Origin of the sequence: Parasaccharibacter sp. TMW 2.1888 (genome assembly GCF_023167265.1) — a bacterium.
GTDB classification, from domain to species: domain Bacteria; phylum Pseudomonadota; class Alphaproteobacteria; order Acetobacterales; family Acetobacteraceae; genus Bombella; species Bombella apis.
The window spans coordinates 1,206,484-1,225,629 of sequence record NZ_CP030979.1 but is presented as its reverse complement, the minus strand read 5'-3'; the positions used below and the strand labels follow the sequence as shown (position 1 = coordinate 1,225,629).

12 protein-coding genes and 1 pseudogene are annotated in these 19,146 nt (G+C 58.7%); 9 read left to right on the top strand and 4 right to left on the bottom strand.

Annotated features, from left to right (window positions below):
- Positions 1–120: 120 nt before the first annotated feature.
- The 4 genes from DTQ13_RS05585 to DTQ13_RS05570 are packed head-to-tail and all read left to right on the top strand — an operon-like array spanning position 121 to position 7,187.
- Complete coding sequence (locus DTQ13_RS05585) at positions 121–2,823, top strand: 2-oxoglutarate dehydrogenase E1 component (RefSeq protein WP_248460296.1); 2,703 nt, start codon at positions 121–123, stop codon at positions 2,821–2,823.
- A 30-nt stretch (positions 2,824–2,853) separates the two neighbouring features.
- Positions 2,854–4,086 (top strand): tryptophan synthase subunit beta, encoded by a 1,233-nt coding sequence (gene trpB, locus DTQ13_RS05580; RefSeq protein ID WP_043558701.1) that lies wholly within the window; start codon positions 2,854–2,856, stop codon positions 4,084–4,086.
- A gap of 11 nt (positions 4,087–4,097) precedes the next feature.
- A complete protein-coding gene (gene trpA / locus DTQ13_RS05575; protein ID WP_248460295.1) occupies positions 4,098–4,913 on the top strand; it encodes a tryptophan synthase subunit alpha in 816 nt (271 codons plus the stop codon).
- A 54-nt stretch (positions 4,914–4,967) separates the two neighbouring features.
- Positions 4,968–7,187 carry an AAA family ATPase gene (locus DTQ13_RS05570; protein ID WP_248460294.1) on the top strand — a complete coding sequence of 740 codons (2,220 nt, stop codon included), beginning with the start codon at positions 4,968–4,970 and terminating at the stop codon, positions 7,185–7,187.
- A gap of 88 nt (positions 7,188–7,275) precedes the next feature.
- Here DTQ13_RS05570 and DTQ13_RS05565 read toward each other — a convergent pair whose 3' ends face one another.
- A complete protein-coding gene (locus DTQ13_RS05565) occupies positions 7,276–7,518 on the bottom strand; it encodes a hypothetical protein (protein WP_086431711.1) in 243 nt (80 codons plus the stop codon).
- Between the two features lie 175 nt (positions 7,519–7,693).
- Here DTQ13_RS05565 and DTQ13_RS05560 point away from each other — a divergent pair.
- Positions 7,694–10,105: pseudogene (locus DTQ13_RS05560) on the top strand (heavy metal translocating P-type ATPase); the annotation flags it as partial.
- Positions 10,106–10,321: 216 nt separating this feature from the next.
- On the opposite strand, the gene DTQ13_RS05555 reads toward DTQ13_RS05560, so the two are convergent.
- Both DTQ13_RS05555 and DTQ13_RS05550 read right to left on the bottom strand, forming a co-directional pair.
- Positions 10,322–11,524, bottom strand: a complete 1,203-nt coding sequence (locus tag DTQ13_RS05555; RefSeq protein WP_248460293.1) for an amino acid aminotransferase — start codon at positions 11,522–11,524, stop codon at positions 10,322–10,324.
- A gap of 8 nt (positions 11,525–11,532) precedes the next feature.
- Complete coding sequence (locus DTQ13_RS05550; protein ID WP_248460292.1) at positions 11,533–13,236, bottom strand: alpha-keto acid decarboxylase family protein; 1,704 nt, start codon at positions 13,234–13,236, stop codon at positions 11,533–11,535.
- 157 nt (positions 13,237–13,393) lie between these two features.
- On the opposite strand from DTQ13_RS05550, the gene DTQ13_RS05545 reads away from it, so the two are divergent.
- The 4 genes from DTQ13_RS05545 (at position 13,394) to DTQ13_RS05530 (ending at position 18,101) form a co-directional block, all read left to right on the top strand.
- Entirely contained in the window at positions 13,394–13,870 is a 477-nt protein-coding gene (locus DTQ13_RS05545) for an Lrp/AsnC family transcriptional regulator (RefSeq protein WP_227431405.1), read from the top strand.
- A 208-nt stretch (positions 13,871–14,078) separates the two neighbouring features.
- Positions 14,079–14,957: an acetyl-CoA carboxylase, carboxyltransferase subunit beta gene (gene accD, locus DTQ13_RS05540; RefSeq protein ID WP_081563350.1), complete on the top strand. Its 879-nt coding sequence runs from the start codon at positions 14,079–14,081 to the stop codon at positions 14,955–14,957.
- A 94-nt stretch (positions 14,958–15,051) separates the two neighbouring features.
- The gene (locus DTQ13_RS05535) at positions 15,052–16,389 is read left to right on the top strand and encodes a folylpolyglutamate synthase/dihydrofolate synthase family protein (protein WP_248460291.1); all 1,338 of its coding nucleotides are present in this window, start codon (positions 15,052–15,054) and stop codon (positions 16,387–16,389) included.
- Between the two features lie 149 nt (positions 16,390–16,538).
- Positions 16,539–18,101 (top strand): replicative DNA helicase, encoded by a 1,563-nt coding sequence (locus DTQ13_RS05530; protein ID WP_243831555.1) that lies wholly within the window; start codon positions 16,539–16,541, stop codon positions 18,099–18,101.
- A gap of 9 nt (positions 18,102–18,110) precedes the next feature.
- Here DTQ13_RS05530 and DTQ13_RS05525 read toward each other — a convergent pair whose 3' ends face one another.
- Positions 18,111–19,088, bottom strand: coding sequence for a DMT family transporter (locus tag DTQ13_RS05525; protein ID WP_052348948.1), 978 nt, complete (start codon positions 19,086–19,088; stop codon positions 18,111–18,113).
- Positions 19,089–19,146: the final 58 nt, after the last annotated feature.

Sequence of the window (19,146 nt, the reverse complement as noted above, 5' to 3'; positions counted from 1 at the left end):
TCCGGCAGGGCAGGCAAGCCGTCCCGGCCCCTCTGACGACAAGGTGAGGGAAGATTTTGCCTTCCCGGCACGATCGGTTAAAAATACCCTCCCAGCGAGGCAAGAAGGGAAGATGCCATCATGACGGGCTCACCGAACCACCAGAATGCGATCAATGGCGAAAACATCGCCTATCTCGGTGAGCTGTACACCCAGTGGCTGGAGGACCCGGCCTCCGTCCCTTCCGACTATGACACGCTGTTCGCCACCATGGGCGACCCTGCCAGACATGAGACAGGCCCGCACGCCACGGTCCCGGACGTCAGCCTGCGGGATGAACGGCTGAAGGAGGCCTTCCGCCTCTGCGGGCATCTCCAGGCAGAGCTGGACCCGCTGGGCCTGCGCCCTGCCCGCCAGATCGATGCCCTCACCCCCGACAGCCAGACCGACCCCACCCTGCTGGCCCGCCTGAAACGGACCTATTGCGGGCCGATCGGGGCGGAGTTCATGCATCTTCAGGACAGCCAGCAGCGGCAGTGGTGGATCGACCATCTGGAAGAAAAACCGGCCACCGCCCTGCCCCTCTCGCAGGAGCGCATCCTGAGCCTGCTCACCCGTGCCGAAGGCTTCGAGACCTTCTGCCAGCAGCGTTTCACCGGGATGCGCCGTTTCGGCCTTGAAGGCGGAGAAAGCCTCATCGTCGCCCTTCAGGCCCTGCTGAATGAGGCGGCACGGGACGGCGTGCGCTCCATCTCGCTCGGCATGCCCCATCGGGGGCGGCTGAATGTCATGGCCAACATCCTGCGCAAGCCTTATGCCGCCATCTTCAGCGAATTCGCAGGCAAGGCCTTCTACCCGGAAGGCATCCGGGTCTCCGGGGACGTGAAGTACCATCTGGGCACCACGACCACCATCCGGCAGGGCCGCCACGAGATCCGCATCTCCCTCCTCCCCAACCCGTCCCATCTGGAGGCGGTGGACCCGGTCGTGCTGGGCCGTGTCCGGGCCGACCAGGACAGGGACAGGGATGAGGACCGCCAGAAGCATCTGGGAATTCTCGTCCACGGGGACGCCGCCTTCGCCGGGCAGGGCGTGGTGTATGAAACACTCCAGCTGTCCCGGCTGGAAGGATACCGTACCGGCGGCACGGTGCATCTCATCATCAACAATCAGGTGGGCTTCACCACCAGCCCGGACTCGGCCCATTCCGGCATCTGGAACACCGACATCGCCAAGACCGTGCAGGCCCCCATCCTGCACGTGAATGGCGACAACCCCGAGGCCGTGGCCCGCTGTGCCGCCCTTGCCCATGAATGGCGGAAGACCTTTGCCAGCGACATCGTGGTGGACATCATCAGCTACCGCCGCCACGGCCATAACGAGACGGACGACCCCGCCTTCACGCAGCCTGCGATGGTGCAGACCATCAGCCAGCACCCGACACTCCGCCGCCTCTATGCCGGGAAGGTTCTGGCCGAGACGGACATCCACCCTGCCGAGGTGGAGGCCCTGTGGGATGATGTGCAGGCCCAGCTCCATCAGGCCTTCGAGGATGCCGACACCTACCAGCCGAACCCGACCGACTGGCTGGATTACAGCCCGCAGGACCCCACCCGCCTGCTGGACACGCCCGAACGCATCCAGCCCATGACGGGCGTGCCCCTACCCCGGCTCCAGCAGGTTGGGGAAGCGATGACAGCCATTCCGGCGGATTTCACCGTCCATCCCCGTCTGGCCCGGCAGCTTCGGGCGAAGCAGGCCACGCTGGCCGAGGGCGGCCCGGTGGACTGGGCCACGGCAGAGGCCCTTGCCTTTGGCACGCTGGCCCTTGATGGCCACGCCATACGCCTCTCCGGGCAGGATTGCGGCCGGGGAACCTTCAGCCAGCGCCATGCCGTGCTGACGGACCAGCATACGGGCCATCACTACACGCCGCTGGCCCATATCGCCCCCCGGCAGGCCCCCGTGAACGTGTGGAACTCTCCCCTCTCCGAATATGGCGTGATGGGGTTCGAGTATGGCTATTCTCTGGGCAACCCGGATGCGCTGGTGCTGTGGGAAGGCCAGTTTGGCGACTTCGCCAACGGGGCGCAGATCATCATCGACCAGTTCCTTGCAGCCGGAGAAACGAAATGGCTGCGGACATCCGGCCTGACCCTGCTCCTGCCCCACGGCTATGAGGGAGCCGGGCCGGAACATTCCTCCGCCCGGCCGGAGCGCTTCCTCCAGCTCTGTGCCGAGAACAACATGCGGGTCTGCATGCCCTCCAGCCCGGCGAGCTTCTTCCATCTGCTCCGGCGGCAGATCGCCCGCCGCTGCCGCAAGCCGCTGGTCGTGTTCAGCCCCAAGTCGCTCCTGCGGCACAAGCAGGCCGTCTCCCTGCTCAGCGAGATGGGACCGCAGACACGCTTTGCGCCCGTCATTGCCGATGCCACCTGCGCCGGTGGCGCACGGCGGGTCATCCTGTGCAGTGGCAAGGTCTATTACGACCTCCTCCAGCAAAGGGAAGACGCCGGACTGAAACACTGCGCCATCATCCGGCTGGAGCAGCTCTATCCTTTCCCCCATCATGCCCTGGCCGAAGAGCTGGGCCATCACCCCCAGGCAGAAGACGTCATCTGGTGTCAGGAAGAGCCGGAAAATGGCGGGGCCTGGCAGTTCGTGGACCGGCGCATCGAAGCCTGCCTGCGGGAGATCGGCCATGCCTGCACCCGCCCGCATTATGCCGGGCGCAAGGCCTCCGCCTCACCCGCCACCGGGCTGCCCGGCATCCACCAGGCCGAGCAGGAAACGCTCATCCGGCAGGCCTTGGGGCTGGAGGCCGCCTCCCCATCCATCGACTGATCCTTCATTCAAGACGTAAAGACACACATCATGCCAGTAGACAAACCCATCACCAGCCAGCTCAATTCCCTTCGCACCGGACCGGATGAACGGGGGCATTTCGGAATCCACGGCGGGCGTTTCGTGGCCGAAACCCTCATGCCCCTGATGCTGGAACTGGAAAAAGCCTACAACCACGCCAAGACTGACCCGCAGTTTCAGGAAGAGCTGGATTATTACCTCCGCCACTATGTGGGCCGTCCCAGCCCGCTCTGGCACGCCAGACGGCTGAGCGAGACGCTCGGCGGAGCGCAGATCTACCTCAAGCGGGAAGAGCTGAACCACACGGGCTCCCACAAGCTGAACAACGTGATGGGCCAGATTCTTCTGGCCCGCCGCATGGGCAAGACCCGCATCGTGGCCGAGACCGGGGCCGGACAGCACGGCGTGGCCACGGCCACCGTCTGTGCCCTCTTCGGGCTGGACTGCGAAATCTACATGGGGGCCACCGATGTGGAGCGGCAGAAGCCCAATGTCTTCCGCATGCACCTGCTGGGAGCCAAGGTCCATCCCGTCACGGCGGGAGCCGGCACGCTGAAGGATGCCATGAACGAGGCCATGCGGGACTGGGTGGCCAATGTGGAGAACACCTACTTCCTTGTCGGCACGGTGGCAGGGCCACATCCTTACCCGGCCATGGTGCGGGACTTCCAGTCCGTCATCGGGACGGAAGCCCGTGAGCAGATACAGGAACAGACAGGCCGCCTGCCGGATGCCGTCATCGCCGCCATCGGGGGCGGGTCCAACGCCATGGGGATTTTTCACCCCTTCCTCGATGATGCCGATGTCCCGCTTTACGGCGTGGAGGCCGCCGGGCTGGGGCTGGACAGCGGCAAGACGGCAGCGTCCATCGCCCGTGGCAGGCCCGGCGTCCTGCATGGCAACCGCACCTACCTGCTACAGGACGAACACGGGCAGATCACGGAGGCCCACTCCATCAGTGCGGGGCTGGACTATCCCGGCATCGGGCCGGAACATTCATGGCTCAAGGATATTGGCCGGGTGAACTACGTCAGCGCCACGGACGATCAGGCCCTCGACGCCTTCCAAACCCTCACGAAGCTGGAGGGCATCATCCCGGCGCTGGAAAGTGCCCATGCCGTGGCCCATGCCATCGTCATGGCCCCGACCATGACCAGAGACCAGACCATCATCGTCAACCTGTCCGGCCGGGGTGACAAGGACGTACCCACCGTTGCGGCCCATCTGGGCGTGAAACTGTAAGGAGAGCCACCATGAGCCGCATCAAGACCTGTTTCGACCGCCTGAAAAAAGAGGGCCGTGGTGCCCTGCTGCCCTATCTGGAAGCCTTCGACCCGGACAGGGAGACATCCCTGGCCCTGCTGCGCCAGATGCCCGAGGCCGGGGCCGATCTCATCGAAGTCGGCGTGCCCTTCTCCGACCCCTCCGCCGATGGCCCGACCATCCAGCTAGCCGCACGGCGTGGCCTGAAGGCCGGGGCCACCCTGAAGGGAACGCTGGAGCTCATCCGGGACTTCCGCAAGGAGAATGACCATACGCCGATCATCCTGATGGGCTATTACAACCCGATCGACAGTTACGGTGTGGAGCGATTCTGCAAGGATGCCCGCTCCGCCGGTGTGGATGGGCTGATCGTGGTGGACCTGCCGCCTGAGGAGTCCGAGGAGCTGGCCCCCCACGCCAGAGCGGAAGGGCTGGACATGATCACCCTGACCGCCCCCACCACCCCGGATGACCGGCTGAAGACCATCCTCAGGAAGGCCAGCGGGTTCGTCTATCATGTGAGCATCACGGGCATCACAGGCACACGCAGCGCCACGGAAGAACAGCTGAAAGCCGCCATGACCCGCCTTCGGGCCGCCACGGACCTTCCCGTCGTGGCCGGTTTTGGCATCAGCACGCCGGAGCAGGCCCGCACGGCCTCCCGCATCAGCGACGGGGCCGTCGTGGCATCCGCCATCATCAAGGAGATGGCCGCCACCTATGATGAACACGGCCACGCCACGGCCAGAAGCATCCCCACGGCACTGGAGAAAATCCGCTCCCTTGCCAGGGCGGTGCGAGAATAATCTTCTAGTCTATTTTTTCCATATCGAGCTGCTGAATGCACAAGGAACCTTGTCATGATTAGAAACATAACAATCGCAGACGTAGCAACATATCCTAAAGAAGGAATAAAGATAGATAATTTGGAAACAGTGAATTACTTTTTTGGATATAATGGATGTGGAAAAACGACCATATCACGCATCATAGAAAACATAGGCCCGTATGATGCATGCAAAATAAAATGGACAAATGATAAAAAATTACAAACTCTTGTGTATAATTCAGACTTCATAAACAAAAATATTTCTGAAAGGATCGCAGGAATATTTACTATCGGAGAAAACAATATAGATGCTAAAAATAATATAGATTCCATAAAAGAAAAAATATATTGCTTAGAAAGTAATTCTACATGCATAAAAGACGATATAGAGGAAATATACCGTGAATTAGAGAATAATAATAAAAAATTCCATGAAAAGATGTGGGATGAAAAGAAAAATTTCAATAAATACGAAAAATCATTTAAAGGATACAATGGAAGTAAAGAGAAGTTTGCCAATAAAGTCATAGAAGAATATAATAATAAAAATATAGAAAATATTGATGAAGAAGAATTTAGAAAAAATTATAATATAGTTTTTTCAAAAGAAACTAAAACTTATACTGAAATAAGATTTGATACAACAGTTTACAGTAAAGAAATTTTGTTCACATGTGAAAACTCCCCCCTTTTAGGGAGAAGTATTGTAGGAAGAAACGATACAATCGTATCCCAATTTATCAACGCAATGGGCAATTCCGATTGGGTACACCAAGGACTTAACTTTCTCGACGAAGGGGCAAGCAAGTGCCCTTTTTGTCAACAAACCATCAATGATAATATAAAATCTCAGTTAGAAAAATTTTTTGATACAACATACGAGAAATCACTTGAGGAAATTAAAGATATAAATACAAAATACATGGAGGCTCAAAGATATGTAATTTCCTTCATAGACAGCATAATAAATAAAATACAATCTTCATTGGACGTAGAGGGAATTCAAGATAAATACGAAAGAATAAAAAACATAAAGCCAAAAATATCAGAAAAATTCAATGAAAATTCTCATGTTTTCGAAAAAAAGATGAACAACCCGAGCATTGTAATAAATGAATACGAGATAAAATACACAGCTGAAATTTTACGTTTAATTGAAAGAGATGTCTCTGATATCAACGCTCTAATAATAAAACATAATGCACTAGTAACAAGAAAAGACTCTCTTGAAAGTGAATTAGACAAAAAAATATGGTCATTATTCATCAATAAAAATATGAAAGACATAAAATATCATCTCTCCGAGAAAATAAAAAATGAAAAACTTATAGAAGAAAAAAATAATGAACTTGTAGAAATGCACGGTAAAATAGAATCAAGAAATAAGGAAATAAATAATTTAGAAAAATCTCTAGTTAGCGTACAGCCAACCATCGGAAAAATAAATAACCTGCTAAAAACATATGGGTTTAAAAATTTTTACATAAAAAATATTAACAGAACAAACCAGTATACCATTGTTCGCCCTAATGGAAATGACGCCATCAACACTCTGAGTGAAGGTGAAAAATCATTTATATCATTTTTATACTTTTATTTCTTAATACATGGTGGAATAAGTGAAAATGATATAAACCAAGAAAAAGTCATCGTAATAGATGATCCTGTCTCAAGCATGGATTTTAATACATCATTCATTATCAGTGCACTTATAAAGGAAATTATTGAAAAACCCCACGATAAAACCGGAAACAATCCACAAAAAATAAGACAGATTTTCCTTTTATCTCATAATGCTTATTTCTTTAACGAAGTTACATACCAGAAACATACCAAGGGCAAATCTTTCTGGCTCATAACAAAAAAAGAAAATATTTCATCTATAAAACGCTGTGAAAGCAACCCTGTCAAGAAATCCTATGATTTACTCTGGGATGAAATTCGCAGTGCAAAAAAGAATCCTAACGAACACTCTATCGGCATACAAAACATATGCAGAAGGATACTAGAAAATTATTTCTATTTTGTAGGAGACATTGATCTTAAAGACCTTCCTAAAAAATTTCAAGATGATGACAGACTAATATGCCAATCATTAATAAACTGGACACATGATGGTTCACACAATATTCAAGATAGTATTATCACTGATATTAGTAACAACAATGTTGAGGCATATTTAGACATATTCGAACAAATTTTCATAAAAATGGATCACAAAAAACATTACGATAAGATGATGGAAAACTAGGCATATTCCCTTCCTTTTACGAAAAACCCCCAGCCACAGGACTGGGGGTTTTCCGATTGCATCTTTTTGCAGAACTGGCTCTGAAGGCTTACTTCTTCAGCCAGCGGCCAATGGCACACAGGCCAGCCAGAGCGGCCACAATGGCACCACTCCACAGCAGCGTCTGACCAACACACTGGCAACGGCTCCTGGGCTTCAGGTCCTTGCTGATGGACTGGAATGCCTCCTGGGCACGGCTGGCATATTCCTCAGCCTTGGCTTTCAGTTCATCGGGGTTGACGATTTCCTCAGCCTTGGACTTGAGCTCATCAACATTGATAGCGTCCGCCATGGATATTCCTCCCTGAATCCGCCACTGTACCGGAACAACCGGTCTGGCGGATCAAATCTTGCATTTGCGCCAGAAAATTACTGACTGCCGGTAAACATACCACTGATCATTTTACCATTCAGCAAATTTCTCTCATGGGAGCCTCGTCTTTTCTGCATATGTCCGTCTAACTCCCATGCAGAAAAACGTTTTTTCTTCACCCATGCCCAGCAAATGCTACTTTTGTTCCACATGCTACTGCACGATATACCAGCCTGACACCACCATACAGGGGAGCCCCATGCCTGCTTCACCATCATCCCAGACGCTTCCCATAGAAGGGATGAGCTGCGCCTCCTGCTCCGCACGGGTGGAGAAAGCCCTCCGGGCCGTTCCAGGCGTTGAACAGGCCAGCGTCAATCTGGCAACTGCCACGGCCCATGTCACAGGCACAGCCTCCCGCACGGCTCTCATCCAGGCTGTCGAACAGGCCGGGTATAATGTCCCGTCCCCGCCCATCACATTACGCATTGAAGGGATGAGCTGCGCTGCCTGTTCCACACGGGTGGAGAAGAGCCTTCAGGACGTCATCGGCGTCAGGATGGCCAGCGTCAATCTGGCAACCGCCACCGCACAGGTAACCGGGACAGCCACACATCAGGCGCTCATCAGCGCCATCCAGAAAATGGGATTCGCCGCCTCGCTGCTGGAGGGAGAGACAGGGCTGGAAAATGCCCTGACACAGAAAGAACGCATGAAGCAGGCCATGAAAACCCAGTGGCGGGACCTGATGATGTCTGCCCTGCTGTGGCTGGCCATCCTGTTCATGACAATGGGACACGGGTTTGGTCTCATTCCACCTGCCATACAGCCCCTGCTGCAATGGGCACTGGCCAGTGTCGCCCTGCTGGGACCGGGCCGGCGCTTCTACCAGGCCGGGATACCGGCCCTGCTGCGCCGGGCACCAAACATGAACTCACTGGTCGCACTGGGGACCGGGGCCGCCTATCTGTACTCCAGCCTCGTGGTGTTCTGCCCCACCCTGATGCCAGCCGGTACACAGCATCTCTACTTTGACACCATCCTAGCCATCCTGACGCTCGTTCTTCTGGGACGCATGATGGAGGCCAGAGCAAAAGGCCGCACATCCGCAGCGCTGGAAAAACTGACCCATCTGCAACCGCAGCATGCCCATCTGCTGACTGAAGGAACATGCCGCATTGTCCCTGTCGCCCAGATACAGACGGGCGACAGGCTCCTTGTCCGCCCCGGCGAGCGGGTTCCGCTGGATGGAATCGTACTGGAAGGGGAAAGCCATCTGGATGAATCCCTGCTGACAGGCGAGCCCATGCCAGCCCTCCGGCAGGTCGGCGATACCGTCATCGGCGGGACCATCAACCAGGAAGGAACACTGACGGTCCAGGCCACGGCCACCGGAGCCGACACCATGCTGGCCCGCATCATCAGCATGGTCGCACAGGCCCAGGGTGGCAAACTGCCCATCCAGTCCCTCGTGGACAAAGTGACCCTGTGGTTTGTCCCAGCCATCATTCTGCTGGCCGTGCTGACATTCCTCATCTGGCTGTTTCTGGGCCCTGCCCCGGCGCTGGGCCATGCTCTCGTCAATGCCATTGCCGTACTGATCGCCGCCTGTCCCTGTGCCATGGGCCTCGCCACGCCAACAGCCATCATGGTCGGTACGGGCAAAGCGGCGGAAATGGGCATCCTCTTCCGCAAGGGCGAAGCCCTCCAGACGCTGGAATCCACCACTCTGGTTGCCTTCGACAAGACCGGCACCCTGACGGCCGGCCAGCCCCGGATGACAGAATTCTACCTGCTGGACAAGAACACCTCCGACCATCCTGAGCAGACCGAGAACACCCTGCTGGCCTTTGCCGCCTCGGTCGAAACGCAGTCCGACCACCCTGTCAGCCGGGCCATCGTCACAGCTGCGCAGGAACGGGACCTGCCTTCCGTAAAGACCCGTCATGCCCGCATCATGCCCGGACTGGGCATAGAAGCGCAGGATGAAGACGGGCAGAGCATCCATCTTGGCAGTCAGGCCTGCATGAGGGCTCTGGGCTTCCATAATGCAGAAGCCAACCGGCTTGCTGCAGAGCTGAGCCAGAAAGGCACGTCCCCCCTCTTCATGGCCCATGGGGGGCAGATCGTGGCCCTCATGGGCGTGGCGGACCCCATCCGCCCATCCGCCATGAAAGCCGTTGCAGCCCTGCGGGCCCAGAATATACGGACAGCCATGATTACCGGGGACATCGAACCTACAGCCCGGCATATCGCCCGCCTGGCCGGAATCGAGGAAGTCATCGCCCAGGTCCTGCCGCATGAAAAAGGTGAGGCCATACGGACCCTTCAGAAGACACACGGTTCCGTGGCCTTCGTGGGCGATGGCATCAATGACGCCCCGGCATTGGCACAGGCTGACACCGGGCTTGCCATCAGCCATGGAACAGATATCGCCATAGAGGCCGCAGACCTCGTCCTGACGGGCGAGAGCCTGATGACCGTGCCCAATGCCCTTGCCCTGTCCCGGGCCACGATGACCATCATACGGCAGAATCTCTTCTGGGCTTTCGCCTACAACATCGTGCTGCTGCCGATTGCCGCAGGGGTGCTCTACCCATTCACTGGCACGCTGCTGTCCCCCCTTTCGCCGCAGGGGCCATGGCGCTCTCCAGCATCTTCGTGCTCTGCAACACGTTACGGCTGCGACGCCTCCGCACGGTCGTGGAAACCGAGACCAGCACGGAAGTCTGAGACCCTGGCCGGGGGCGGGCCTTCATGCCCTGCCCCCGGCCTCTCCTCCTCACACACCAGCCAGAACGGCGGCCAGAGCCTCCACAACAGGCGGCAGGTTGTGCTCATTCAGCCCCGCCATGCAGACACGGCCACTGCGAAGAACATAGACACCATGCTCCTCCCGCAGACGGTCCACCTGAGCGGGTGACAGCTTCATCATGCTGAACATGCCACGCTGCTTCAGCAGGTACCGGAAATCCTGCCCCAGTAAACGGGCGGAAAGCTGCTCATGAAGCCTCTGGCGCATCACACGGATGCGGGCCCCCATGGCTGCCACTTCCTCCCGCCAGAGCTGCGCCAAGGCCTGATCTCCCAGAACGGCATCCACAAGCTGCGCCCCACGGACGGGCGGACTGGAATAGTTCCGCCGCACCGTGACCTTGAGCTGGCTCAGCACCCGCTCTGCCGCATCACCATCCCGACAGACGACCGACAGGGCCCCGATGCGGTCCCCATACAGGGAAAATATCTTGGAGAACGAATTGCTGAGCAGGAACTCCAGCCCCGCATCCACCATGGCCCGCACGGCATACACGTCTGCCTCCAGCCCATGACCCAGCCCCTGATAGGCAAGGTCCAGAAACGGGATCAGCTTCCGGTCCTTCAGGACAGGGATCAGCTCATCCCACTGGTCAGCCGTCAGATCGGCCCCTGTCGGATTATGGCAGCAGGGATGAAGCAGGACGACATGATGTTCCGGAATCTGGCGGATGCAGGCCATCATGGCCTCAAAATTCACACTGCCCGTTGCCGGGTCAAAATAGGGATAGGCCTGTGTCCTGAAACCGGCCCCGGCAAAAATGGAAATGTGATTTTCCCATGTCGGATCACTGACCCACAGTTCGGCCTGAGGAAAATAGCGGTGCAGGAAATCTGCCCCGACCTTCAGCGCGCCAGACCCACCAAGACTCTGGACCGTGGCGATGCGGCCGGTCTGCACCGGCTCGCTGCCACAGCCAAACAGCAGGTGCTGGACAGCCTGCCTGTAGGAAGCCAGACCTTCCATCGGCAGGTAGAGGTCCGGCCTGTCCTGCTGGGTGGCCAGCCTTTCATGCGCCTTGCGGATGCAGGCCAGCTGCGGGACATGACCTGCCTCATCATAATACAGGCCAATGCTGAGATTGACCTTCTTCGCCCGGTCATCCCGCTTGAAGTCCTCCACCAGCGACAGGATGGGATCTCCCGGAGACAGTTCAACAGACTGGAACATGGACTGCTTCATCCTTTTTTCACACTGGTCTTCATACTGGCATTGTGCGGGCCCTGCGGGCCGTAATCATAATCCGCCACGACCATGCCAAATCTCTTCAGGGCATCCGGAGCATCCATCTCCGGCAGAAGGACCTCGATGAACACGGCACGGTCGGCCTGTTCTGCCTGTTTCAGGACCTGCTCCAGATCGCTGACCGTTTCCACCACGAGGGACAGGGCCCTGTCCTCCCGGTCGAACGCCCGGGGCAGGTCAGCATAACGCCAGTTGGCAATGTCATTGTACCGGGAATGTTCCCCCAGAATCAGGCGCTCGATCGTATAGCCCCTGTTGTTGAGCAGGAAGATGATGGGCTTCTGGTCATGCCGCAGGATGGTGGAGAGCTCCTGCGCTGTCAGCTGGAAGGAACCATCACCGATGAAGAGCAGGTGCCGCCGGTCCGGGCTGCCAAGCTGGGAGCCGAACAGGGCTGGCAGGGTATAGCCGATGGCCCCCCAGATGGGCTGGGAAATGTAATGGCTGTTCCGGGGGAAAGGCGTGCCCAGCAGGGCGGTGTTGCTCGTCCCCGCCTCACCGACCACGACATCCCCTTCCTTCAGGAAACGGGCCACACGGGGCCAGAGGGTCGCATGGGTCAGCCGGTCCGCCGCCTCACCGGGCAGGGACGCAGCAGAATCCGCCGGACGGGCAGGCAGCGTGCGGGAAGACGGCGTCACCTGCGCCAGCAGGGCCTCCAGCACGGCCCCGACAGGGGCAGCCGGAATGGACCGGCCTGCAAGGCTCACATCATGGGCCTGAAGATTGATGAACGCCTCCGGGCGGATCTCATGCGTGAAGAAGCCCGTGTTGAGCTCCGTGAAACGCAGGCCGACCCCGATCACGCAGTCTGACTGGCTGACCAGCTCCCTGATGTCCGGGCGGCTGGCCCCACCCACATAGCCACCCAGATAGTAGGGGGCTGTCTCATCCAGCACGGCCTTGGCCGGAGCCGCCGCCACACAGGGGATTGCACAGCGTTCCGCCAGCACAGCAATCTGCCCGGCCACGCCGAAGCGGTCGGCATCGGAATCGAGAATCATCACCGGCGAGCGGGCCGCAGCCAGACGTGTGGCGATGTGCCCGGCCGCCAGGGCCACCTGTTCCGCATCACCCTGCGGAAGGGCAAAACGGAACGGCTCTTCGGGCACCTCGATGTTCAGATGGGTGATGTCGGATGGCAGCTGGAGATGGACAGGCCGCCGCTCCCGCCAGCAGGTCTGGAGGACACGGTCGATTTCTTCCACGGCATTTTCCGGCGTCAGGCGGGCCTGGGCGACCGTATATTCCGCCATGCACCGCCCGATGTTGCCATACCCGCCATCACCCAGCGTATGATGCAGCAGGGCACGCCCCTCGACCGCATGAAGCGGTGGAATCCCGGTGATGTGCACGAACGGAACACGCTCGGCATAGGCCCCGGCAATGCCACTGATGGCCCCGAGGTCACCCACGCCAAAGGTCGTCACCAGGCCGCACAGGCCGGAGGTGCGGGCATAGCCATCGGCGGCATAGGCGGCATTCAGCTCGTTGCAGTTCCCCACGAAGGTCAGGGACGCATCAGCCTCCACCTGCTCCAGAAAAGAAAGGTTGAAATCCCCCGGAACACCGAAAAGATGGCTGATTCCTGCCTCGACGAGGCGGCGGGCCAGATAGGCCCCGATCTGCATGCGCATGAACAAATTCCTAAAACCTGTGAAGAGGGCGTACTCCCGTACAGGCAGAATACCCGCCTCGCACGAAACCCCGTTCGGCCCTCGATCATACTGCAATATATATGCAATCTGTGTGCAAATATGATCTATCATGCCCCCTTCTCCGCACGGATCACGCATGAAAGCGCACATCATGGACCATCTTGACTGGAAGCTCCTGTCCGCCCTGCACCGCAACGGGCGTCTGACCAACCGGGAGCTGGGCGAGGCCATCGGCCTCTCACCGTCCCAGTGTTCCCGCCGCCGACTCCTGCTGGAGAAGGCCGGTGTCATCCGGGGGTACAGTGTCACGCTGGACCAGCAGGCCATGGGGCTGGGCGTGATGGCCTTCGTCCAGGTCATCATGAAGGGCCATGCTGCCGGGGCCTTCGAACGCTTCCAGGCCCTCATAAACAGTACCTCCATGATCCAGGAAGCCCATGCCGTCAGCGGTGATGCCGATTACATCCTCAAGGTCGTGACGAAAGACCTGCCGAGCCTCTCCACTTTCGTTACAGACCAGTTGCTGGCGCATGACACGATCGGCCACGTGAAATCCTACATCGCCCTCCGCCCCCTGAAGACAGACAGCCCTCTACCGCCATTCCAGCCCTGAAAACCCTCCCGCTGGGCAGGAAGTCACGCAGCCGGTGAAGAGAAAGCTGGCATCTTCAGGCAAGCCCGGATAAAGTCGCCCGACCATGAAGCCCCCCTTCCGGCCAGTGCCATGGTGCCCCCGTACCGGGATGCACCACTCCGATGGCCCTCCGGCAGGCCCGGGTCCGCCTGATGATGCACCACTGCTGGAGAGTGAACAGAACACCATGAGCTGGCTGACCGAACATGTCCGTCCCAAACTGCGGAGCCTGTTACAGAGGGATGTGCCAGACAATCTCTGGACCAACTGTGAATCATGCTCGCAGATGATGCTCACCAAGGAGCTGGTCCGCAAGAAGAAGGTCTGCCCCCATTGCGGGCACCATATGCGTGCCACAGCCCATGAGCGGATGAAATGGACCTTCGATGATGGCCAGTATACCACCATCGACCTGCCCGCCGTCCCGGCCGACCCGCTGCATTTCCGGGACTCCAAACGCTATACGGACCGCCTGAAAACTGCCCGCTCCAAGGCGGGTCTTGATGATTCCCTGCTTGTCGCCCATGGCAGGATCGACGGGCGGGAAGCCGTCGTGGCCGTCATGGCCTTCGAGTTCATGGCAGGGACGATGGGCAGCGCCCTTGGGGAGGCTTTCCTGACAGCCTGCCGGGAGGCCATCCAGCGCAAGGCACCGCTCATCATCTTCACGGCCTCCGGTGGGGCCCGGATGCAGGAGGGGGTTGTCAGCCTGATGCAGATGCCCCGTACCACCATCGGCGTGGAAATGCTGCGTGAGGCCGGGCTGCCCTATCTGGTAGTCCTCACCAACCCGACGACGGGTGGCGTGTCCGCCTCCTTCGCCATGCTGGGCGACATCCACATCGCTGAACCCAATGCCCTGATCGCCTTCGCCGGCCCCCGTGTCATCCGTGACACGGTGCGTGAGGAACTGCCGGAAGGCTTCCAGCGTTCCGAATATCTGAAAGACCACGGCATGGTGGACATCATTGCCAGCCGTGCCGAACTCCCCGCCCTTCTGGGGCGTCTGATCGGGATGCTGTCCCCCGCCGCCAACGGGGACGCCAAGGCTGCCCGGGCCTCCTGAACGTGTCCCTGCCCTGCTGCCCCGCGGCTGACAGCAGGGCGGGACGATGCCTCTCTCCTGCCGTCCCCCCCTGAGACAACCGGATTACGCAATCATGGCAACAGGCCAGCAGACCAGCACCCCGCAAAGTGAATTCCACGGGCGGACCGGGGCGGTAGTACGCCGCCTCCAGGAACTGCACCCCAAGCTGATCGACCTCTCTCTGGACCGGCTGGAAGTCCTGCTCGCCCGCCTCGGCCATCCTGAACGGTCCCTGCCACCGACCATCCATGTTGCCGGGACCAACGGCAAAGGCAGCACCTGTGCCAATCTGCGAGCCATTGGAGAAGCTGCGGGACTGAAGGTCCATGTCATGACCAGCCCGCACCTGCTGGACGTGACGGAGCGCTTCCGTCTGGCCGGACAGCTTGTCAGTGAAGATCAGCTCGTGGCCACTCTGGAAGAAATTGAACAGGTCAATGATGGAGCCCCCATCACCGTCTTCGAGGTACTGACAGCCGCCGGGTTCCTCCTCTTTTCCCGTGTTCCGGCTGACCTTCTGGTTCTGGAGGTCGGGCTTGGTGGCCGGTTTGATGCCACGAACGTGATCCCCACGGCCCGGGCCTGCATCATTACCTCCATCAGCCTGGACCATCAGGCCTTTCTGGGCGATGATCTGGCAGGCATTGCCCGGGAAAAGGCCGGAATCATCAAGCGGGGCGTGCCGGTCTTCGTGGCTCCACAGCCGGATGATGTCATGGCAGCCATCACAGAGATTGCCAGAACCCACGAAGCCCCACTTTACCGGCTGGGCCATGAATTCACCATCACGCCGCGACAGGACGGCCTGCTCTATCAGGACGAGGCCGGAAAGCTGACACTGCCTGCTCCAGCCCTGCATGGTCCCCATCAGGCACAGAATTCGGCCCTGGCCGTGGCAGCTCTCCGCCATGCCGGCCTGAACCTGCCAGACACGGCCTTTGCCGGTATTGCCAGCACATGCTGGCCTGCCCGCCTCCAGACGCTGCATGGCACCCTTACCCATGACATGCCCCCAGGCTGGGAACTGCTGCTGGATGGTGGCCACAACCCCGGGGCCGGTACCGTTCTGGCCGATGTTCTCAAAACATGGCAGGACCGGCCCCTGCATCTCATCGTCGGGCTGAAGGACAGCAAGGACGTGCAGGGGTTCCTGCGCCCCCTGATCCCCCATGCCACCTCCATACAGGCTGTGGCGGAAGACGGACAGCACCTGGCCATGCCTGTCCAGACCATTCTGGAAGCCGCAGCGGCGGCAGGCGGCACAGCCCTGCCCGGGCCGGACATACGCACCGCCCTGAAACGCCTGCGTGACAACGCCAGCCCCACGGGCAGACCAGCCCGAGTCCTGATCTGCGGCAGCCTCTATCTGGCAGGCTGCGCCCTGGCGCTGGATGGCGCCTCCCCACACTGAAAGGGGATCACACTTTTCCCCTTCCCCGTCCGCACCCTGCCACTGTGTGGACACACCCCAATGACAGAGCGAAACGGACCAGCATGAGCGACCAGTCCCCTGCCCCCCAGCCCAGCCCCGCAGCGGAACCCGGCGGAAGCCTCCATGAAATGCTCCAGCGTGTTCCACCTGCCAACCTGCCAGCGGAGCAGGCCCTTCTGGGGGCCATCCTGACCAACAACAAGGCTTATGAGAGCGTCTCGGACTTCCTGCACCCCTCCCATTTTGCCGATGCCGTCAATGCCCACATCTATGAGATGATCACGCAACGCATCGAGCGTAATGGCGGCAAGGGAGGCGTCGACATCATCACGATGCGGGGCGACTTCGAGGCCAGCCCCATTCTGGCTGCGGCCGGAGGGGCCGACTATGTGGCCAAACTGCTCAATGCCATGGTGGGCATCGTCAATGCCCGTGATTATGGCAAGGTCATCCATGACTGCTGGGTCCGCCGCCAGCTGATCGGCATCGGCACGGACATCGTCAATAACGCTCACGGTGCCCGACCTGATCTGGACGGGCCGGAACAGATTTCCGCTTCGGAAGAAGCCCTCTTCAACCTGGCAACGGACAAGGGACAGGAAGGCGGCTTTCTCGTATTTTCCCAGGCCCTGAAGAAGGCTCTCGACATTGCCGACCAGGCCTACCAGCATACGGGCGACATTGTCGGGCTGACCTCTGGCCTGCGGGATTTCGACAAGAAAACCGGTGGCCTGCACCCGTCCGACCTGCTGATCCTCGCTGGCCGTCCTGCCATGGGCAAGACCGCCCTTGCTACAAAAATCGCCTTCTCCGCAGCGCAGTCCCTCTTGCGGGAGGCAGAAGAAAAAGGTGAGCCACCTCGTGGCAGTGTGGCCATTTTCTCACTGGAAATGTCCTCCGAGCAGCTGGCCGCCCGTATCCTCTCCGAACAGGCCGAGGTATCAGGCGAGCGCATCCGCCGTGGCGATGTGGGGCCGAAGGAGTTCGACCGGTTCGTCCGTGTTGCCACGGAGCTGCAACGCCTGCCCCTGCATATTGACGACACACCAGCCATCTCCCTCTCCGCCATGCGGACACGCTGCCGCCGGCTGGCCCGCACACATGGGCTGAACCTCGTGGTGGTGGACTATCTCCAGCTCATGCGCCCGGCCATTGGCACAAGACCGGACAGTCGCGTGCTGGAAATCTCGATGATCACGCAGGGCCTCAAAGCCATCGCCAAAGAGCTGGAAGTGCCCGTCATTGCGCTCTCCCAGCTCTCCCGTCAGGTCGAATCCCGTGACGACAAGCGCCCGATGCTCTCCGACCTGCGTGAATCCGGCTCCATCGAGCAGGATGCCGATGCTGTCATGTTCGTCTATCGTGACGAATATTACCTGCAACAGCGCAAACCCAAGGAAGCCTCCTTCCCCAGTCCGGACAAATACCAGATCGCCCTGGAAGAATGGCAGCGGAAGATGTCGCTCGTCCACAACAAGGCCGAGCTGATTCTGGAGAAGCAGCGCCACGGGCCGACCGGCACTGTCCATCTCTACTTTGAAGGTGAATTCACCCGCTTTGGAGACCTGGATCTTTATCACGATGATTACCAACACAATCACAGCAGCCCGCAAGCACTCTCACATCAACCGAATACCCCTTCGCAATCAGCTGTCATCACAAAACAGAAACGCCCAACAATTCCTAGGTAACCCCCCCCCTCACTCGTGGGGCTTGTCCTCAAGCGGCGGGGTGATGACGGCGGCAGGAGTGGCGGCAATGACCTCCGGTGTAGGCTTGCGCCGCCACCACCAGCCACGATGCAGCATCTTCTCGAAACGGATCTTCTGCCGCAGCCAGTTCAACATTCCGGACAGGGTGACGACGGCAATGCCTATACCATCCCACATGTCCACGGGCTGGTTGAAAATGAAGTAGCTGAAAGCCACGATCCAGGCCATCTGGCTGTATTGCGGCAGGGCCACACGATTGGCCGGGGCAATGGAGGCGGCCAGCATGAGCAGCAGCTGCCCGGCTGCGGCCAGAAACCCGTAGCCAAACAGCAGCAGCCATTCATTCACCCCATGTGGCACGACAAAATGCTGCACCATCAGGATGCCATCCCCCACCAGCGGCCCGCACAGGCTGGAGCCGTACAGCGTCAGGCGGGATGTTTCCTTGCCCGCAAAACGGTAGGCAATCACGCTGACAGCCGAAGCCATGGCCACCACAATGGCACAGAGATGCCCGAACTGAAGCGCCTTCACACCGGGGCGCAGCACGATCATCACACCTGCAAAACCCAGCAGGACAGACAGCCACGCCCATCCCGTCACCTGTTCCTTGAGGAACAGCACGGAGACGATGGTGACGAAAAACGGCATCAGGAACATCAGGGAGAGGGCTTCTGGCATGGGCAGAAGCATGAAGGCCTCCACACTTCCTGCCGTGGCCACGAAGACCGCCGCCGCCCGCACGAGCCAGAGCCACGGATGACTGGACAACACCAGCGCCCGATAAGACTCATTCGGGCGCTTCAGCAGCGGAACGATCAACAGGCCGAACACACCGCCGAAAAACGCTACCTCGAACGGGTCCAGCCGCCCGGCCAACCCCTTGGAACAGGCATCACTGATGGAAAAAAACGCATACCCCAGAAAGGCCAGTACGATGCCCGATGTAAAAAGTATCTTCCTCATGCAATCCCTGTCCCTGACACTCCGGCCGCTATGGCGTCATGCCAAGGGTAAGGGCTAA

What these genes read in the sequence shown, in the direction of transcription:
- DTQ13_RS05585 (WP_248460296.1), top strand. Translation starts at nt 121, where the DNA reads ATGACGGGCTCACCGAACCACCAGAATGCGATCAATGGCGAAAACATC.
- trpB (WP_043558701.1), top strand. Translation starts at nt 2,854, where the DNA reads ATGCCAGTAGACAAACCCATCACCAGCCAGCTCAATTCCCTTCGCACC.
- trpA (WP_248460295.1), top strand. Translation starts at nt 4,098, where the DNA reads ATGAGCCGCATCAAGACCTGTTTCGACCGCCTGAAAAAAGAGGGCCGT.
- DTQ13_RS05570 (WP_248460294.1), top strand. Translation starts at nt 4,968, where the DNA reads ATGATTAGAAACATAACAATCGCAGACGTAGCAACATATCCTAAAGAA.
- DTQ13_RS05565 (WP_086431711.1), bottom strand. Translation starts at nt 7,518, where the DNA reads ATGGCGGACGCTATCAATGTTGATGAGCTCAAGTCCAAGGCTGAGGAA.
- DTQ13_RS05555 (WP_248460293.1), bottom strand. Translation starts at nt 11,524, where the DNA reads ATGTTCCAGTCTGTTGAACTGTCTCCGGGAGATCCCATCCTGTCGCTG.
- DTQ13_RS05550 (WP_248460292.1), bottom strand. Translation starts at nt 13,236, where the DNA reads ATGCGCATGCAGATCGGGGCCTATCTGGCCCGCCGCCTCGTCGAGGCA.
- DTQ13_RS05545 (WP_227431405.1), top strand. Translation starts at nt 13,394, where the DNA reads ATGAAAGCGCACATCATGGACCATCTTGACTGGAAGCTCCTGTCCGCC.
- accD (WP_081563350.1), top strand. Translation starts at nt 14,079, where the DNA reads ATGAGCTGGCTGACCGAACATGTCCGTCCCAAACTGCGGAGCCTGTTA.
- DTQ13_RS05535 (WP_248460291.1), top strand. Translation starts at nt 15,052, where the DNA reads ATGGCAACAGGCCAGCAGACCAGCACCCCGCAAAGTGAATTCCACGGG.
- DTQ13_RS05530 (WP_243831555.1), top strand. Translation starts at nt 16,539, where the DNA reads ATGCTCCAGCGTGTTCCACCTGCCAACCTGCCAGCGGAGCAGGCCCTT.
- DTQ13_RS05525 (WP_052348948.1), bottom strand. Translation starts at nt 19,088, where the DNA reads ATGAGGAAGATACTTTTTACATCGGGCATCGTACTGGCCTTTCTGGGG.